Annotated in this window: 13 protein-coding genes; 7 read left to right on the top strand and 6 right to left on the bottom strand. The window is 73.4% G+C overall.

Features of this window, described 5'->3' with window-relative positions; genetic code table 11:
* Positions 1-299: 299 nt before the first annotated feature.
* Complete coding sequence (locus VR894_RS07835; protein WP_324650819.1) at positions 300-989, bottom strand: DUF1080 domain-containing protein; 690 nt, start codon at positions 987-989, stop codon at positions 300-302.
* Positions 990-1,069: 80 nt separating this feature from the next.
* Entirely contained in the window at positions 1,070-2,113 is a 1,044-nt protein-coding gene (locus tag VR894_RS07830; RefSeq protein WP_324650818.1) for a polyprenyl synthetase family protein, read from the bottom strand.
* 349 nt (positions 2,114-2,462) lie between these two features.
* Here VR894_RS07830 and VR894_RS07825 point away from each other — a divergent pair, with 349 nt between their 5' ends.
* From VR894_RS07825 to VR894_RS07795, 7 genes are read left to right on the top strand one after another with little or no spacing between them, the layout of a single operon-like run.
* Positions 2,463-3,644 (top strand): inositol-3-phosphate synthase, encoded by a 1,182-nt coding sequence (locus VR894_RS07825; RefSeq protein ID WP_324650817.1) that lies wholly within the window; start codon positions 2,463-2,465, stop codon positions 3,642-3,644.
* Entirely contained in the window at positions 3,641-4,510 is an 870-nt protein-coding gene (locus VR894_RS07820) for an SCO3242 family prenyltransferase (protein WP_324650816.1), read from the top strand. The genes VR894_RS07825 and VR894_RS07820 overlap by 4 nt, the downstream gene beginning before the upstream one ends.
* Positions 4,507-5,373 carry a sugar phosphate isomerase/epimerase family protein gene (locus VR894_RS07815; protein WP_324650815.1) on the top strand — a complete coding sequence of 289 codons (867 nt, stop codon included), beginning with the start codon at positions 4,507-4,509 and terminating at the stop codon, positions 5,371-5,373. Before VR894_RS07820 ends, VR894_RS07815 begins: the two co-directional genes overlap by 4 nt.
* Position 5,374: 1 nt before the next feature.
* Positions 5,375-6,052: an EboA domain-containing protein gene (locus VR894_RS07810; RefSeq protein WP_324650814.1), complete on the top strand. Its 678-nt coding sequence runs from the start codon at positions 5,375-5,377 to the stop codon at positions 6,050-6,052.
* Positions 6,053-6,087: 35 nt separating this feature from the next.
* Entirely contained in the window at positions 6,088-6,963 is an 876-nt protein-coding gene (locus tag VR894_RS07805) for a TatD family hydrolase (RefSeq protein ID WP_324650813.1), read from the top strand.
* Positions 6,963-8,129, top strand: coding sequence for a metabolite traffic protein EboE (gene eboE, locus VR894_RS07800; RefSeq protein ID WP_324650812.1), 1,167 nt, complete (start codon positions 6,963-6,965; stop codon positions 8,127-8,129). Before VR894_RS07805 ends, eboE begins: the two co-directional genes overlap by 1 nt.
* The gene (locus tag VR894_RS07795) at positions 8,126-9,508 is read left to right on the top strand and encodes an alkaline phosphatase family protein (RefSeq protein WP_324650811.1); all 1,383 of its coding nucleotides are present in this window, start codon (positions 8,126-8,128) and stop codon (positions 9,506-9,508) included. The genes eboE and VR894_RS07795 overlap by 4 nt, the downstream gene beginning before the upstream one ends.
* 7 nt (positions 9,509-9,515) lie before the next feature.
* On the opposite strand, the gene manA is transcribed toward VR894_RS07795, so the two are convergent.
* The 4 genes from manA to VR894_RS07775 all read right to left on the bottom strand — a co-directional run bounded on the left by manA (position 9,516) and on the right by VR894_RS07775 (position 15,016).
* Positions 9,516-10,715, bottom strand: coding sequence for a mannose-6-phosphate isomerase, class I (gene manA / locus VR894_RS07790; protein WP_324650810.1), 1,200 nt, complete (start codon positions 10,713-10,715; stop codon positions 9,516-9,518).
* A gap of 119 nt (positions 10,716-10,834) precedes the next feature.
* Positions 10,835-12,022 carry a CAP domain-containing protein gene (locus tag VR894_RS07785; protein ID WP_324650809.1) on the bottom strand — a complete coding sequence of 396 codons (1,188 nt, stop codon included), beginning with the start codon at positions 12,020-12,022 and terminating at the stop codon, positions 10,835-10,837.
* A gap of 142 nt (positions 12,023-12,164) precedes the next feature.
* Positions 12,165-13,028 carry a dTDP-4-dehydrorhamnose reductase gene (gene rfbD, locus VR894_RS07780; RefSeq protein ID WP_324650881.1) on the bottom strand — a complete coding sequence of 288 codons (864 nt, stop codon included), beginning with the start codon at positions 13,026-13,028 and terminating at the stop codon, positions 12,165-12,167.
* 59 nt (positions 13,029-13,087) lie between these two features.
* Positions 13,088-15,016 carry a peptidoglycan recognition protein gene (locus tag VR894_RS07775; RefSeq protein WP_324650808.1) on the bottom strand — a complete coding sequence of 643 codons (1,929 nt, stop codon included), beginning with the start codon at positions 15,014-15,016 and terminating at the stop codon, positions 13,088-13,090.
* Positions 15,017-15,041 lie beyond the last annotated feature (25 nt).

Here is a 15,041-nt window from a genome sequence, read left to right as displayed (position 1 = left end):
CGTCTGACCACGGTTCCTCCTTGAGTCGTGTTCACGTCCGGGCCGCCACCTGCCGGCGCGGCCGGTAGTGCGGGCGCCGAGGCCGGGGATCACCGACGTTGGCGTCCAGCTGGACGTCACTTCCTGCACCTGCACAGACCAGCGACGCCCACGCGGCACACGATGTGTGCCAGATCACTGCATTGCGAGCGTATGACCGGTTTTGCGTACCCGTCAACCAAAAGTTGCGATATCCAGGCCAAGAACTGAGACACTCCTACTTGCGGAGGAACAGCACATGAACCGAAGTAGCAGGCGGCTCAGTCTGCGGGCTCGGTGAGGCGCACGTTGCGGAAGAACACCTCGTCACCGTCCGCGTGGTTCTGCAGCCCGATGTAGCCCCCGCCCGGCAGTCGAGCGGGGTCCGGGCTGACGAAGTCGTTGACGAGCACGTCGTTGAGGTACACCACGAGGCGTGGGCCCTCGACCACCAGCTCGTAGCTGTTCCACTCCCCAGGCGGGTTGAGCGCTTCGTCGCGCGCCTCCAGGTCCGCGCCCTGGACGGAGTAGATGGCGCCCGTCGTGCTGTCGGGCTGGTCAGTGGGGTCGATCTGCACCTCGTAGCCTTCCGTGACGGCGAGCCACGGATCGTCGCCGGGGTCGGGGAAGCCGACGAAGACGCCGGAGTTGTCGTCACCCTCCATCCGCCAGTCCAGCCGCAGGCGATAGCTGTCGAACGTCTCGGGGAACCAGAGCAGGCCCATCCCGCCGACCGTCACCATCGAGCAGTCCTCCCGGAGCTCGAAGCCTCCGGGGCCGGCCATCCGCCAGGCGTCGAGGCTGTCCTCGGTGCCGTCGAAGAGCGAGCGGTAGCCGTCCTCGACGGACGGACAGGCATCGGTGTCCGCGTCGGTCGGCGGAGGCGCCGCGGGAGGCTCGCCCCCGCAGCCCGCCGCGACTGCGGCGCAGGCGAGCGCGGTTGCGACGGTGCGACGCGACTGCCTCGACACTGGCCACTCCCTCGTCCGGTGCGTCCCTCACCGTACGCGGTGACGAGGGGTAGCCCCCAGTCGTGTCGGCTGAGGCCTCGTTACTCGGAGGCGGCGCCCCGGGCGGCGGCGACGAAGCGCTCGGCATCGGCCAGGCTGCGGCTCACCATGGTCGAGACGGACGCGATGACCGGTGCGGCCGGAGCCAGCGCGCCGGCCTCCTCCAGCAGCCGCGACGCGGTCTCGAGCTCGTCCCGGGCCTGGCGGCTCACCCGCGCCGGCGCCTCGGACCGGGCGAGCTCGCGCCGCAGCCCCCCTGCCGTCGCCTCGTCGAGGTCGGCCCTGCCGACGTGGTCACCGATCCGCGCCCAGACGGGCAGCGTCCGCGCGTGGAGGACGAGCGTCGTCGCCTTCCCCTCCCGGAGGTCGGACAGGGAGCTCTTGCCGGTCACCGACTCCGGCGCGAAGACGCCGAGAAGGTCGTCGACCAGCTGGAAGGCCTTGCCGAGGGCGAGTCCGATCCCCTCGATCCGACCGCGCAGCTCGACCGGCGCGTCGGCGAGGATGGCACCGGCGCGCAGCGGAGCCTGGAACGAGTACAGCGCGGTCTTAGACTCGGCGATGCGCAACGCGTCGTCGAGGGACAGGTCCTGGAGTCCGAGGGCGGCGGCGACGTCACCCATCTCACCGGCCACGCTGACGAACACGGTGTCCCACAGGAGCTCCTGGAGGCGGGCGCGGACAGGCTCCGGCGCCTCCACCGTGGCGACCAGGCGGTGCGCGAGGGCGAGCGCGAGGTCGCCCGCGAGGACGGCAGCGGCCTCGGCAAGCTCCTGGGACGCGGCGTGCGAGGCGCCTGCGGCACGCGCAGCGGCGCCCATCCGAGCAGCGAGGTTGGGCTCCCCACGCCGCATGGTGTCGTGGTCGATGAGGTCGTCGTGGACGAGGAAGCCCACGTGCAGCAGCTCGAAGGCGGCACCGACCTGAGCGGCAGCCTCCGGGCGTCGCCCTCCGAGGGCGTCGTGCAGCGCCACCACGAGCCTGCCGCGGAACCGCTTGCCTCCGCTGGCGGCGCGACCGAGCTCGTCCCAGAGCCGCTGGTACACGGGCCCGTGCCCTGCAGCCGCCGGCGCGGTCTCGGCCATGAGCCTCGCCAGGACCGCACCGACCTCGGCGGGTGCCGGTGCTCCGACCGGTCCCCGCGCCCCGTCACCATTCACTCGGGCCGGTGCCGCCGCACCGTCAGCCTCCACTCCCGCACTGCCAACGGCGCCGTCACCGTCCACTGCGGCCTCCTTCCACCGGCCGTACGCCGGTCCCGTCTCCAACACCTCCACGTTGCCGCACTCCCCCGGATAGGCTTTTGGCGGGGACACGATGTGTTAGCGTCTTTTGTCAACAGGTGCTTGGCTAAACTGCCATTGCTTTACTTAACACCGCGGAGTTCGGGAACCACAGGCGGTTCCGGCGGTGCGCATACAACGAGGTGATGTGATGACCCAGCGTAGTGCCGTCGACGAGCAGTCCCCGCCCTCCCGGACCGGAGTGTGGTTCGTCGGCGCGCGAGGCTCGGTGGCGACCACCGCCACGGTCGGGGCGGCCGCGATGACGGCAGGTCTCGCCGCGCGCACCGGGCTGGTCAGCGAGCTGGCGGAGGTCTCCGTCGCCGGCTTGCCGCCACTGGAAGGCCTGATCACCGGCGGCCACGATGTCATCGACACCCCTCTCGCGCAGCGCGCCCAGCTCCTCGCCGAGGGAGGCGTCTTCCCCACCACGCTCGTGTCGGCCCTCACCGACGAGCTCTCCCGTGCCGACTCCCGCATCCGCCTCGCACCCCGGGGCGCGACCCAGCGCGAGACCGCCCGTTCCATCGAGGAGGACATCCGCGCCTTCCGCGACGAGAACGCCCTGGAGCGCGTCGTCGTCGTCGACGTCTCCAACACCGAGCCGCCCGCACCGCCGAGCCCAGAGCTCGAGAGCCTCGGCGCGCTGGAGGAGGCGCTGGACGCCGGCCGGTCCCCGCTCCCCCAGAGCTCGCTCTACGCCTACGCGGCGTTCCGGGCACAGTGCCCACTCGTGTCCTTCACCCCGAGTCCCGGGGCGACGCTCGGTGCCCTCACCGAGCTGGCCAAGGAGCAGGACGTGCCGTGGTCCGGGCGGGACGGCAAGACCGGCGAGACGCTGGTGAAGTCGGCGCTTGCCCCCATGTTCGGCACCCGTGCGCTCCAGGTGAGGTCCTGGGCCTCGTACAACATGCTCGGTGGCGGCGACGGACGCACGCTCGCCGACCCGAAGGCCGCCGTGAGCAAGACGACGACGAAGGGCGCCGGGCTGGACGCCATGCTCGGGTACCACGTCCAGGGACCGATGCACATCGACTACGTCGAGGACCTCGGCGACTGGAAGACCGCCTGGGACCACGTGTCCTTCGAGGGCTTCCTCGGCACCCGGATGACGATGCAGTTCACCTGGCAGGGCTGCGACTCGGCCCTCGCCGCGCCGCTCGTCATCGACCTCGTCCGCCTCACCGCCCGTGCCCACGAGCGCGGCGAGCGCGGCGTCCTGGGGCCGCTGGCCTTCTTCTTCAAGGACCCTCTCGGCGGGATCGACCACTCCCTCGCCGGGCAGTGGCGTGCCCTGACCGAGTGGTGCGAGCAGCTGGGTGCGTCGGTATGACCACCGCAGCCGACATCGCCGAGCTCGTGCGCCTCCCGGCCGCTCTCTCCGTCCCCGGCGACGCGCTCACCGGTGCCGTGGCCGCGGGCCGGCTCGGGTGGCCCACCGCCGCCCTCGCGGCGTCGTCGTGCTGCCTGTACTGGGCGGGCATGGCGCTGAACGACTACGCGGACCGCGAGCTGGACGCGGTCGAGCGCCCCGAGCGCCCCATCCCGTCCGGGCGGGTGAGCCCGACGACGGCGCTCGGGATCGCGAGCGGGCTCACGCTGGCCGGGATCGGGCTCGCGTCCGTCGCCGGACGGCGTGCCGTCGCCGTCGCGGTCCCGCTCGCCGGCGCCGTCTGGGTCTACGACCTCCTCGCCAAGCCCACGGCGCTGGGCCCGGCCGTCATGGCCTCGACGCGGACCCTCGACGTCCTGCTGGGCGGCTCGGCCGCGCCGCGCCGCGCCCTGCCGGCCGCGCTCGCGCTGGGCGCCCACACCGCCTCCGTCACGGTGCTCAGCCGCGGGGAGGTGCACGGCTCGAGCCCGACGGTCGCCCGCGCCGCTCTCGCGACGACCGCGGGGGTCGCCTCCGCCGTCGTCGCGAGCAACCTGCGCGGTGGTGGCCGTCGCCGCGGGCTGTCCCGCCTCGCGTCGGTCGCGCTGGCGGGCAGCTACGCCGCCACGGTCGGCCGGGCGCAGGTCGCCGCGGTCCGCACCCCGGACGCCCCCACCGTACGCAGGGCCACCGGCACCGGTATCCGCGGCATGGTGCCCCTCCAGGCAGCACTTGTCGCCGGAGGTGGTGCCGTGGCGGCGGCCGCCGGCCTGATGGCCGCGGTCCCCGCGCTGCGGGCCGCAGCGAAGGGAATCTCACCGACATGAGTCTGCGTCTGTCCTACGGGACGAACGGCTTCACCGACCACCGCCTGCCCGACGCGCTCGCGATCATCGCCGAGCTCGGGTACGACGGCGTCGCGCTCACCCTGGACCACCAGCACCTCGACCCGTTCGCGCCGGGCCTGCCGGGGCGGGTGGCCGAGACAGCGGCCGTGCTCAGCCGTCTCGGCCTCGCGGTCGCCGTCGAGACCGGGGCACGGTACGTCCTGGACCCGTTGCGCAAGCACGAGCCGACCTTCCTCTCCGACGAGGGAGCGGACCTGCGGGCGCGGCACATCCACGACGCGATCGACATCGCCGTCGACCTCGGCGGCGACGTCGTCCACCTGTGGTCGGGTGCACTGCCGCCGGGCACACCGGCGGACGTGGCCTGGGAGCGGCTCGTGTCCCGGATCGCGCCGGTCCTCGCGCACGCCGAGGACGCCGGCGTCGTGCTCGCCTTCGAGCCGGAGCCCGGCATGTTCGTCAACCGGCTCGCCGGGGTGCGGGAGCTGCGCTCCCGGCTCGGCGACCCCGCCGCCCTCCGGGCGACCGTGGACGTCGGCCACGCGCTGGTCAACGAGGAGCTCAGCCCCGACGAGTGCGTCCGCTCGCACCCCGACCTCGTCGCCCACGTCCAGATCGAGGACATGCGCCGCGGAGTTCACGACCACCTGGAGTTCGGGGAGGGCGACCTCGACCTCCCCGCCACCGTGGGTGCGCTCGTCGACATCGGCTACAGCGGGCTCGTCTCCGTCGAGCTGAGCCGGCACAGCCACGACGCACCCGCCGTCGCCGCACGGTCCCTCGCGGCACTGCGCGCGGCGCTCGACGCCGCACGCCCGTCCCACACCCCCGTGAGGAGCTGACATGAGCAGGGCCCACCAGCTGCGTGCCGTCATCGAGGAGCACCTCTCCCCGGCCGCCACCGAACGGCTGACGCAGATGGTCACCGAGATCACCGCCGAGCCGACGGCCATCGGTCGGCTCTTCCCCGCGGCAGCGCGCGAGGTGGCCCGCGGCCCGCTCGACCCGTCCGACCCGAGCGGGGTCCACGGTCCCACCCTCGACGACGCGGTCCGCGGCGTGCTCATCGCGGCCATGGCGGAGGCCGAGCCCGACCCGGCACGGACGGTCGCCGAGGTCACAGCCCTGTACCGCTACGGCGACGCCGACGAGAAGCGCGCGGTGCTGCGCGCCCTCGACGGCCTCGGGCCCGAGGTCCAGCCGCTCGTCGAGGATGCGCTGCGCACCAACGACATCCGGCTCGTCTCGGCCGCCATGGGCTCCTGGTCCGGCTCGCACCTCGACGACGCCACCTGGCGCCAGGGCGTGCTCAAGTGCCTGTTCGTCGGTGTCCCGCTGCGCGCGGTCCACCGCCTCGCCGAGCGGGCCGACGGGGAGCTGGGCCGCATGGTCGCCGCCTACGTCCACGAGCGCCTCGCCGCCGGTCGTAGCGTGCCCGACGACGCCCACCTCGTCCTCGACCGGACCCCCCAGGCCGTGGACCAGTACCCCGACGTCGCCGCAGCGCTGCGGACGTCCTAGCCATCCCCTCCCTCCCTCCCGACCTGGAGCTCGCCATGCGCATCTTCGACCCGCACATCCACATGACGTCTCGCACGACCGACGACTACGAGGCCATGTACGCGGCCGGTGTCCGCGCGCTCGTCGAGCCGGCGTTCTGGCTCGGGCAGCCGCGGACGAGCGTCGAGTCCTTCGTCGACTACTTCGACGCCCTCGTCGGTTGGGAGCGGTTCCGCGCCTCCCAGTTCGGCATCGCGCACCACGCGACCATCGCGCTCAACCCCAAGGAGGCCAACGACCCGCGCTGTGTCGGCATCCTCGACCTCCTCCCCCGCTACCTCGCCAAGGACGGCGTCGTCGCCGTCGGCGAGGTCGGGTTCGACTCGATGACGCAGGCCGAGGAGGAGGTCTTCGTCCGGCAGCTCGAGCTGGCCGGCGAGCACGGGCTCCCGGCCATGGTCCACACCCCGCACCGCGACAAGGTCGTGGGCACCCAGCGCACCCTCGACCTCGTCCGCCAGGTAGGAGTAGAGCCGGGGATGATCGTCGTCGACCACCTCAACGAGACGACGGTCGACATCGTCGACGACGCCGGGGCGTGGATGGGTTTCTCCGTCTACCCGGACACGAAGATGGACGAGCACCGCATGGTCGCGATCCTCCAGCAGCGCGGACCCGAGCGCGTGCTGGTCAACTCCGCCGCCGACTGGGGCCGCAGCGACCCGCTCAAGACCTACAAGACCGGGCAGGCGATGCTCGCCGCCGGCTTCTCCGACGACGACGTCGACCGCGTGCTGTGGCGCAACCCCGTGGAGTTCTTCGGGCAGAGCGGACGCCTCATGCTCGGGGACGCCACGACGGACGCTCCGGCCGCCACCTTCGAGGGCAACTCCATCCTCCGCGGTGAGCGCCCGGCCGTCACGGAGGCCTGATGCGGCTGCGTCACCCCGACGGCACCGTCGTCCACCTCGCCTACTGCAGCAACGTCCACCCCGCCGAGGACCTCGCCGGCATCCACGACCAGCTGCGCCGCTTCGCCGGCCCGGTGCGGGCCGAGCTCGGCGCCGACCGCCTGGGGCTGGGTCTGTGGCTCCCGGCGGAGGCCGCGGCCCGGCTCGCCGCCGACGGAACCGAGCTCGACGCGCTGCGCGCGGTGCTCGACGAGCAGGGGCTGGAGGTCGTCACCCTCAACGCCTTCCCCTACGGCGGGTTCCACGCGCCCGTCGTCAAGCACCGCGTCTACCGCCCGGACTGGACCGAGCGGCAGCGCCTGCGGTACACGCTGGACGCCGCCGAGGTCCTCGCACGGCTGCTTCCCGATGACGCCGCGCGCGGCAGCATCAGCACGTTGCCGCTGGCGTGGCACACCCCGTGGTCGTCCGAGGCCGCGGGGGCGGCACGGGCGAACCTCGACGAGCTCGCCTCGGGGCTGGCCGAGCTGCACGAGCGGACCGGGCGCCTGGTCCGCGTGGGCTTCGAGCCCGAGCCCGGCTGCGTCGTCGAGACCACCACCGACGCCGTCCGTGAGCTCGCCGGCATCGACACCGAGCACCTCGGGGTGTGCGTCGACACCTGCCACCTCGCCACCGCCTTCGAGGACCCGGGCGAGGCGATGACCCGCCTCGGCGCCGCCGGGCTGCCGGTCGTCAAGGCCCAGGTCTCCGCGGCGCTGCACGTCGCGGACCCGCTGTCGGCCGAGGCGCGGGCCCTGCTCGCGGACTTCGTCGAGGACCGGTTCCTCCACCAGGTGCGCGAGCCCTCCGCGGCCGGCGTGGTCGGACGCGACGACCTCCCCGACGCGCTCACCACGGACCCACTGCCGGGCAGCGACCCGTGGCGGATCCACTTCCACCTGCCGCTGCACTCGGCGCCGACGGCGCCGCTCGCCGGCACGGGAGCCGAGCTGACGGAGTCGCTGCGCGCGCTCGTCGGCGGTGAGCGGCCGCTCACCGACCACCTCGAGGTGGAGACCTACACGTGGACGGTGCTGCCGCCGGACCAGCGACCCACGGACGACGCCGGCCTCGTCACCGGTATCGCTGCCGAGCTGCGGCACGCGCAGGACCAGCTTCACTCCCTCGGACTGGAGGACGCATGACCAAGCTGTTGGTGCTCAACGTCGTCGCGCTGACCCCGCGGCTGCTCGAGCACATGCCACGGCTCAAGCGAGTGGCCCAGCAGGGCTACCGCGCGACGCTCGACACCGTCCTGCCGGCGGTGACCTGCACGGCGCAGTCCACCTACCTCACGGGCACGCTGCCCAGTGAGCACGGGATCGTCGCCAACGGCTGGTGGTTCCGGGACCTCGGCGACATCCTCCTGTGGCGCCAGCACAGCGGGCTGGTCGAGGGCGAGCGGGTGTGGGAGACGATCCGCCGCCACCGCCCCGACTACCGGGTGGCCAACGTGTGCTGGTGGTACGCGATGGGCGCGGACGTCGACACGACGATCACCCCGCGCCCCGAGTACCACGCGGACGGGCGCAAGGAGCCGGACTGCTGGACCTGGCCTCCGTCGCTGCACGACCAGCTCGTCGCCGAGCTGGGGCCCTTCCCGCTGTTCACCTTCTGGGGGCCGGGCGCGAACATCGAGTCCTCGAAGTGGATCATCGGTGCGACCCGGCGGGTCATGCCGGACCACGACCTCACCCTCGCCTACATCCCGCACCTCGACTACGACCTCCAGCGCTTCGGCCCCTCCGGGCCCGAGGCCGTGCGCGCGGCCAAGGAGGTGGACGAGGCCCTGGCCCCGCTGCTCGACGACGCCGAGCGGCTGGGCGCGACCGTCGTCGTCCTCAGCGAGTACGGCATCACCGACGTCGACCGGCCGGTCGACGTCAACCGTGCGCTCCGGCGTGCCGGGCTGCTGCACGTCCACCGCAACTCCACCGGCGAGCTCCTCGACACCTGGACCTCCCGGGCCTTCGCCGTCGCCGACCACCAGGTCGCCCACGTCTACGTGCGCGACCCCGACGACGTCCCCGCGGTGCGCGACCTCCTTGCCGGGCTGCCGGGTGTGGAGGCCGTCCTCGACGAGGAGGGCAAGCGGGCCAACGGGCTGGACCACCCCAGGTCCGGTGAGCTGGTGCTCGTCGCGGAGCCCGGCGCCTGGTTCACCTACTACTACTGGCTCGACGACGCGAACGCCCCCGACTTCGCCAAGCTCGTGGAGATCCACAAGAAGCCGGGCTACGACCCCGTCGAGCTGTTCATGGACCCGAAGGACCGGTGGGTCAAGCTGCGTGCCGGCACGGCACTGGCCCGCAAGAAGCTCGGGATGCGGTACACGATGGACGTCGTGCCGCTGGACCCGGCGCCTCTGCGCGGGAGCCACGGCCGGCTGCCCGAGTCGCCGGAGGAGGGCCCGGTGCTCCTGTGCTCCGACGCCGCCACGGCCACCGACCACGTCCGGGCGACCGACGTCCGTGACCTCCTCCTCACCCTCGCCGACGTCCCCGTCCCGGCCGGAACCTCCTAGGACCGGGTCACGGGACGTCGGCCTGGACGAGGGTGCCCGTCCCGCGGATGGCGAGCGGTCCGTCGTCGGCACGGACGAAGGCGGCCTCCCCGCGACGGAGGGTCAGCTCCTCGCGGGCGGTGAAGACCTCGAGCTCCCCGTCCAGGGACAGGAGCACCCGCGGGCCGCGGCCGGGCAGCGGCCGCGAGCCGGCGGCGCAGTCCCCGTCGGTCAGGGTGGTGACGGACAGCTCGAAGTCGTCGACCGGGGCGTAGTAGACGCGTGTCGCGCCGTGGAAGACCTCCGGGGCGATGCGGATCGGTGGTGCCGCGACGTAGTCGACGCAGTCGAGCACCTCGGCCACGTCGACGTGCTTGCTCGTCAGGCCGGCACGCAGCACGTTGTCCGAGGAGGCCATGATCTCCACCCCGAACCCCGAGAGGTAGGCGTGCACCCCTCCGGCGGGCACGAACAGCGAGTCCCCGGGCCGCAGCGTGACCGGGTTGAGCAGCAGGGAGGCCACGACGCCGGGGTCCGTGGGGTAGTCCTCCGCCAGCCGCACGACGATGCTGTCGGCCCGCGGCGAGGGCGACCCGCGGTCCACGCGCTCCCGGCACGCGGCCACCACCTGCGCCACACCCTCGGGGGAGGGTCGGGTGCCCTCGGCGAGGAGTGAGGTGAAGGCCGTGCGCATGCCGCTCGCCGTCGGGTCCGCCGCCAGCACCCCGTGGAGCGAGCGGGCCACGGGCGCGTCGAGGTCGGCGAGCAGCTCGGCGGCACGCCGCGGCGCTCGGAAGCCGCACACGGCCTCGAAGGTCGTCAGCGCGAAGACGAGCTCGGGCTTGTGGTTGGGGTCACGGTAGTTGCGCCACGGCGCGTCGAGCGGCACCCCGGCGTCGTTCTCCGCGGCGAAGCGCTCGCGGGCGCGGCGCAGGTCGGGGTGGACCTGGAGGGACAGCGGCCGGCGCGGGGCGATGAGCTTGAGCAGGTACGGCAGCTGGGGTCCGAACCGGCTCACGACGTCGCGGCCGAGTGTGCCCTCCGGCTCGGCCGCGATGAGCGCCCGCAGGTCGGTCGCACGGTCCTCGGTCAGGGCAGGACCCGTCGGGTGCGCGCCGAACCACAGCTCCGCCAGGGGTGCGCCGTCCGGCTCGCTGCCCACCAGCCGGTGGATGGCCGAGGACGAGCCCCACGCGTAGTCGCGGGGGACCCCAAGCACTCGGCGCATGTCCACCTCTCACCCACGGCAGGCCCAGACGCTGCCGGTCGGCCTACCGTATCGGGCGCCGCGGCACGCGTTCGGGCGACCCACCGCGCTGCCGCGAGCGTGCCGGTCGGTGCGGTCGGTCAGGAGCAGTCGGCGGCGAAGCGCTGGGTGTTGTAGATCCTGCCGTTGTCGGCCTGGACCGTGCCGACGGCGACGAAGGCGCTCCGCGGGTCGAGGATGTTGGCCCGGTGGCCAGGAGAGCTCATGTACTCGCGCAGCACGGCGGCGGGGTCCTCGGCGAAGCCCCGGCTGCCCCAGAAGATGTTCTCCGCGGTCGCCCGGCACCCGGCCGCGCGACCGTCCGCCGCGATGGTCGAGGAGCTGGCGTGCTCGAAGCTGCCCGTTCCGGCCATCCAGCCGGAGTGCCGCAGCGCGCCCGCGCGCAGGTCCGGCCGGGCCTCCAGGGCCGGGACCTTGCCTCGCGCCCGCTCGGCGTTGATGAGCTCGACCATCCGCGTGTCGAAGGCGCTGAGACCCTCCGCGGCGGCCTCGGCGGGGCGGTGGGCCCGTACCCCGACCGTGTCCCTGCCGTCGCCCGTCCAGTCCCCGACGAGCACGGCGTCGTCCGCCCGGCCGAACGCCATGACGAGCTCGGCCGGCCCGGCGGAGATGGTGTTGCGGGCGTGGACGACCGTGCCGCGGCGGACGGCCAGCGAGTCGTGGCCGTCGCCGTCCCAGTCACCGACGACCACCTCGTCACGCTCGCGTCCGTAGCCGACGACGACGTCGGCGGGCCCTCCGCTCAGCGAGTTGCTGAGGTAGTAGGTCGCCCCCCGGCGCACGCCCAGGGTGTCGCGTCCGTCCCCGTCCCAGTCCCCGACGACGACGACGTCATCGGGTCTGCCGTAGCCCACCACGACGTCCGCGTGACCACCGGTGAGGCTGTTCGTCACCAGGTAGGTGGAGCCGCGGCGCACGGCCGGGGTGTCGACGCCGTCAGCGTCCCAGTCACCCATGAGCACCGTGTCGCCCGGGCGGCCGTAGGTGAGGACTCTGTCGGCGGCCCCACCGGTGAGGCTGTCGCTCACGTGGTAGGTCGCGCCGCGTCGCACGGCGAGGGTGTCGACGCCGTCGCCGTCCCAGTCGCCCACGTGGACGACGTCGTCCGCCCGGCCGTAGGCGAAGGAGCGCGCTGCCTGCCCGTCCCAGCCGTCGGTGAGGTAGTAGTGGCTCCCGGTCCCGGCGACCTCACCGGCTGCCGGAGCGCCGATGGTCAGCAGTGAGGCGGTGATGGCGGCCGCCATGGCCGCCGCTCGTCGTGTCGTCATGCTTCTCCCCCGAACCAGCCGCGTCACGCGGCACGACAGTCGTGTGACCGTTCCACTCTAGGTCGCCACGGACGATCGGGCACACCTGTCGTACTGGCGGGCCGGCCGCTCACGGCTGCCCGGGGGTACCGGTCCGGCGTGGTCAGCTGCCCTCGAGCACGACGGGGGCCGCCGCGGTCCAGCGCTCGGCCCAGTGGCCGATCGGCTCCACGCCCACCGCCGCCAGTGCGTCGTGGCCCAGCACCGAGTAGGCCGGGCGCGGCGCAGGCCGCCGGAAGGCCTCAGCCGTCGTGGGCAGCACCATGCCCGGGTCGCGGCCGAGCGTGCGGACGATCTCCTGGGTGAACCCGTGCCAGGACACCTCACCGGTGGACGTGCCGTGGTACGTGCCGGCCGGGGCGTCGGCAGCGACGAGGCGCAGCACGAGGTCGGCGAGGTCCACCGTCCACGTCGGCTGCCCGACCTGGTCGGCGACGACGGTCAGCTCCTCGCGCTCGGCGGCGAGGCGCGCCATCGTCTTGGGGAAGCAGGGGCCGTGGGCCCCGTAGAGCCACGCCGTCCGCACGACGAGGTGGTCGGGGCACTCCGCGCGCACCGCCCACTCCCCGGCACCCTTGGTCCGCCCGTACGCGGAGCGCGGCGCGAGTGCCGCCGCCTCCGGGTAGGGGCGGGTCGCGTCGCCCGCGAAAACGTAGTCGGTGGAGATCTGCACCATCCGTGCCCCGGCCAGACGGGCGGCGCGGGCGAGCAGCTGCGGGCCGACGGCGTTGAGCGTGAAGGCCTCGGCCTCCTGCTCCTCGGCGTCGTCGACCGCGGTCCAGGCCGCGCAGTTGACGACGACGTCGACGTCACGCACCTGCTCGGCCACCTGGGACTCGTCGGTGACGTCCAGCGCGTCGCGCGCGGGCGCCACCACGTCAGCCCCTCGTCGTCTCAGCTCGTCACACAGGTCGGTGCCGAGCATGCCCGCGGCACCGGCCACCAGCCAGCGCGAATCCTTGATCATCACCCGCCCAGGGTAGTCGGCAGCCGCGGATGGCTCGCAGCGGGTGACCACCCATCGGCTCACCCGAGCCGGCGCACGCCCACGCCGTCGGTCCCGTCCCCGTCCCAGTCCCCGACCAGCGCCGCGTCCTCCACCCGCCCGAAGGCGAAGACGCTCTCGGCCTCGCCCCCGGCCAGCGCGTTGTTCACGTAGTAGGTGGAGCCGCGGCGCACGATCATGGTGTCGCTGCCGTCGCCGTCCCAGTCGCCGACGAGCACGAGGTCCGAGTCACGGCCGTAGTGGAAGACACGGTCGGCCGTGCCTCCGGCCATCGAGTTCTTCACGAGGTACTCGCTGTACCGGCGCACCGCGAAGGTGTCCCTTCCGTCCCCGTCCCAGTCGCCGACCAGGACCCGGTCCCACTCGCGGCCGTAGGCGATGACGCGGTCGGCGTTCCCACCGGTGACGGAGTTCTTCACGTAGTACTCCTTGCCGCGGCGCACGGCGAGGGTGTCGGTGCCGTCACCGTCCCAGTCGCCCACGAGCACGATGTCGGTCGCGCGGCCGTAGTGGACCACCCGGTCCGGGGTGCCCGACCCCAGCGAGTTGTAGAACTCGTACCGGTTGCCGCGGCGCAGCGCGGGCGTGTCGACGCCGTCGCCGTCCCAGTCGCCGACGAGGACGCTGTCGGCGGACCTGCCGAGCGTGAAGGACACGTCCGGCGCGCCCCCGCTCGGGACGTTCCTCAGGTGGAGCTCGCTCGGACGCCCGCCGAGGGCGTCGACCCGGCTCGCGACGTCGCTGAGGAGCCCAGGGACGCGCGCGGTGATGTTGTCGCCCGGGCAGGTCGTGTCCGCGACGTCGCGGTGCACGAACACCCGCGCGAGCTGCTGCCCCGCCGGGCGGGTGGCCGACCCGGGCGAGACGTAGCCGCTCACGGTCGTGGCGTCGATCCCGGCGTCGGCGAACTTCCAGGCGATGACCTCCGCCATCCGCGTGAGGACGAGCTGCGGCGCGTGGAGTCTCGTGTAGTCACCGAGGACGGCGATGCCGAGGGTGCCGGAGTTGAAGCCGGCTGCGTGCCCACCCTCCGACATCCAGCCGTACGGCGCGGCGAGCGAGCCGTTGCGCCCCTCGAAGACCTGGCCGTACTTGTCGACGAGGAAGTTGTAGCCGATGTCGCCCCAGCCCCGCGTCGTGGAGTGGTAGTGGTAGATCCCCCTGACGATGCCCGGCGACTGCGCCCGGGAGTAGTCGTTCGTGCCGGCCGTGTGGTGGACGACGGCGGCACGGAGCTCGTAGAAGTCCGGCGTCCAGTGCGGGGTGGAGGCGCTCGCCCCCCACCCGGCCCGCGGGACGACGCTCGGCGCGCCCGTCGTCGCGGCAGCGGACACCCCGAACGACTCGCCGCCGGACGCTCGTGCGGCGACTGACGAGGTGTCGGCCTGCACGCGGTCGACCGGCGGGGCGGCCGACACGGACGAGGTGTCGACGCGCTCGGCCAGCGTCGCGACGGTGTCCGGCGTGGTCGCCTCGGCCTCTCCCTCGTGCGGCACGGCCGGGATGAGGTTCAGCCGGAGGCCATCGGGCAGGTCGCCGTCGCCGCCCGCGACCCGGACCTGGGCGCCGGTGGCGCCGCCGACGACGTACGGCTCGGTCCCCCCGACGCCGCCGGCCTCCGTCGCCTCGACCTCGAGCGGCGCCCACGCGGTCCAGCGACCGGCACTGCGGACGCGGATCGAGATGTCCTCGTCGGGGACCTCGGTCCCGCGCCAGGTGACGCCCGCGACGTAGAACTCCGGGACGTCGAGCTCGGGGGTGACGATGACCGTGCTCAGGCGCGGGTCGGCCAGTGCCGAGGTGAGGTCCGTCGGGTCGCCGGCGTCGTCGGTGAGGACGAGGACGGCGACGGCCCTGGCCTCGTCGACGGACGCCGCCTCGGCGTCGTCGTGCTCACCCCCGGCGGCCGCTGGTGTCGGTGCGACCGCGCCGGCAAGGACCAGGCCCACGGCCGCACAGGTGACGGTATGACGC

The organism is Georgenia sp. H159, from assembly GCF_035607575.1.
Classification (GTDB): domain Bacteria; phylum Actinomycetota; class Actinomycetes; order Actinomycetales; family Actinomycetaceae; genus Oceanitalea.
This window is presented reverse-complemented; position numbering and strand designations above follow the sequence as displayed.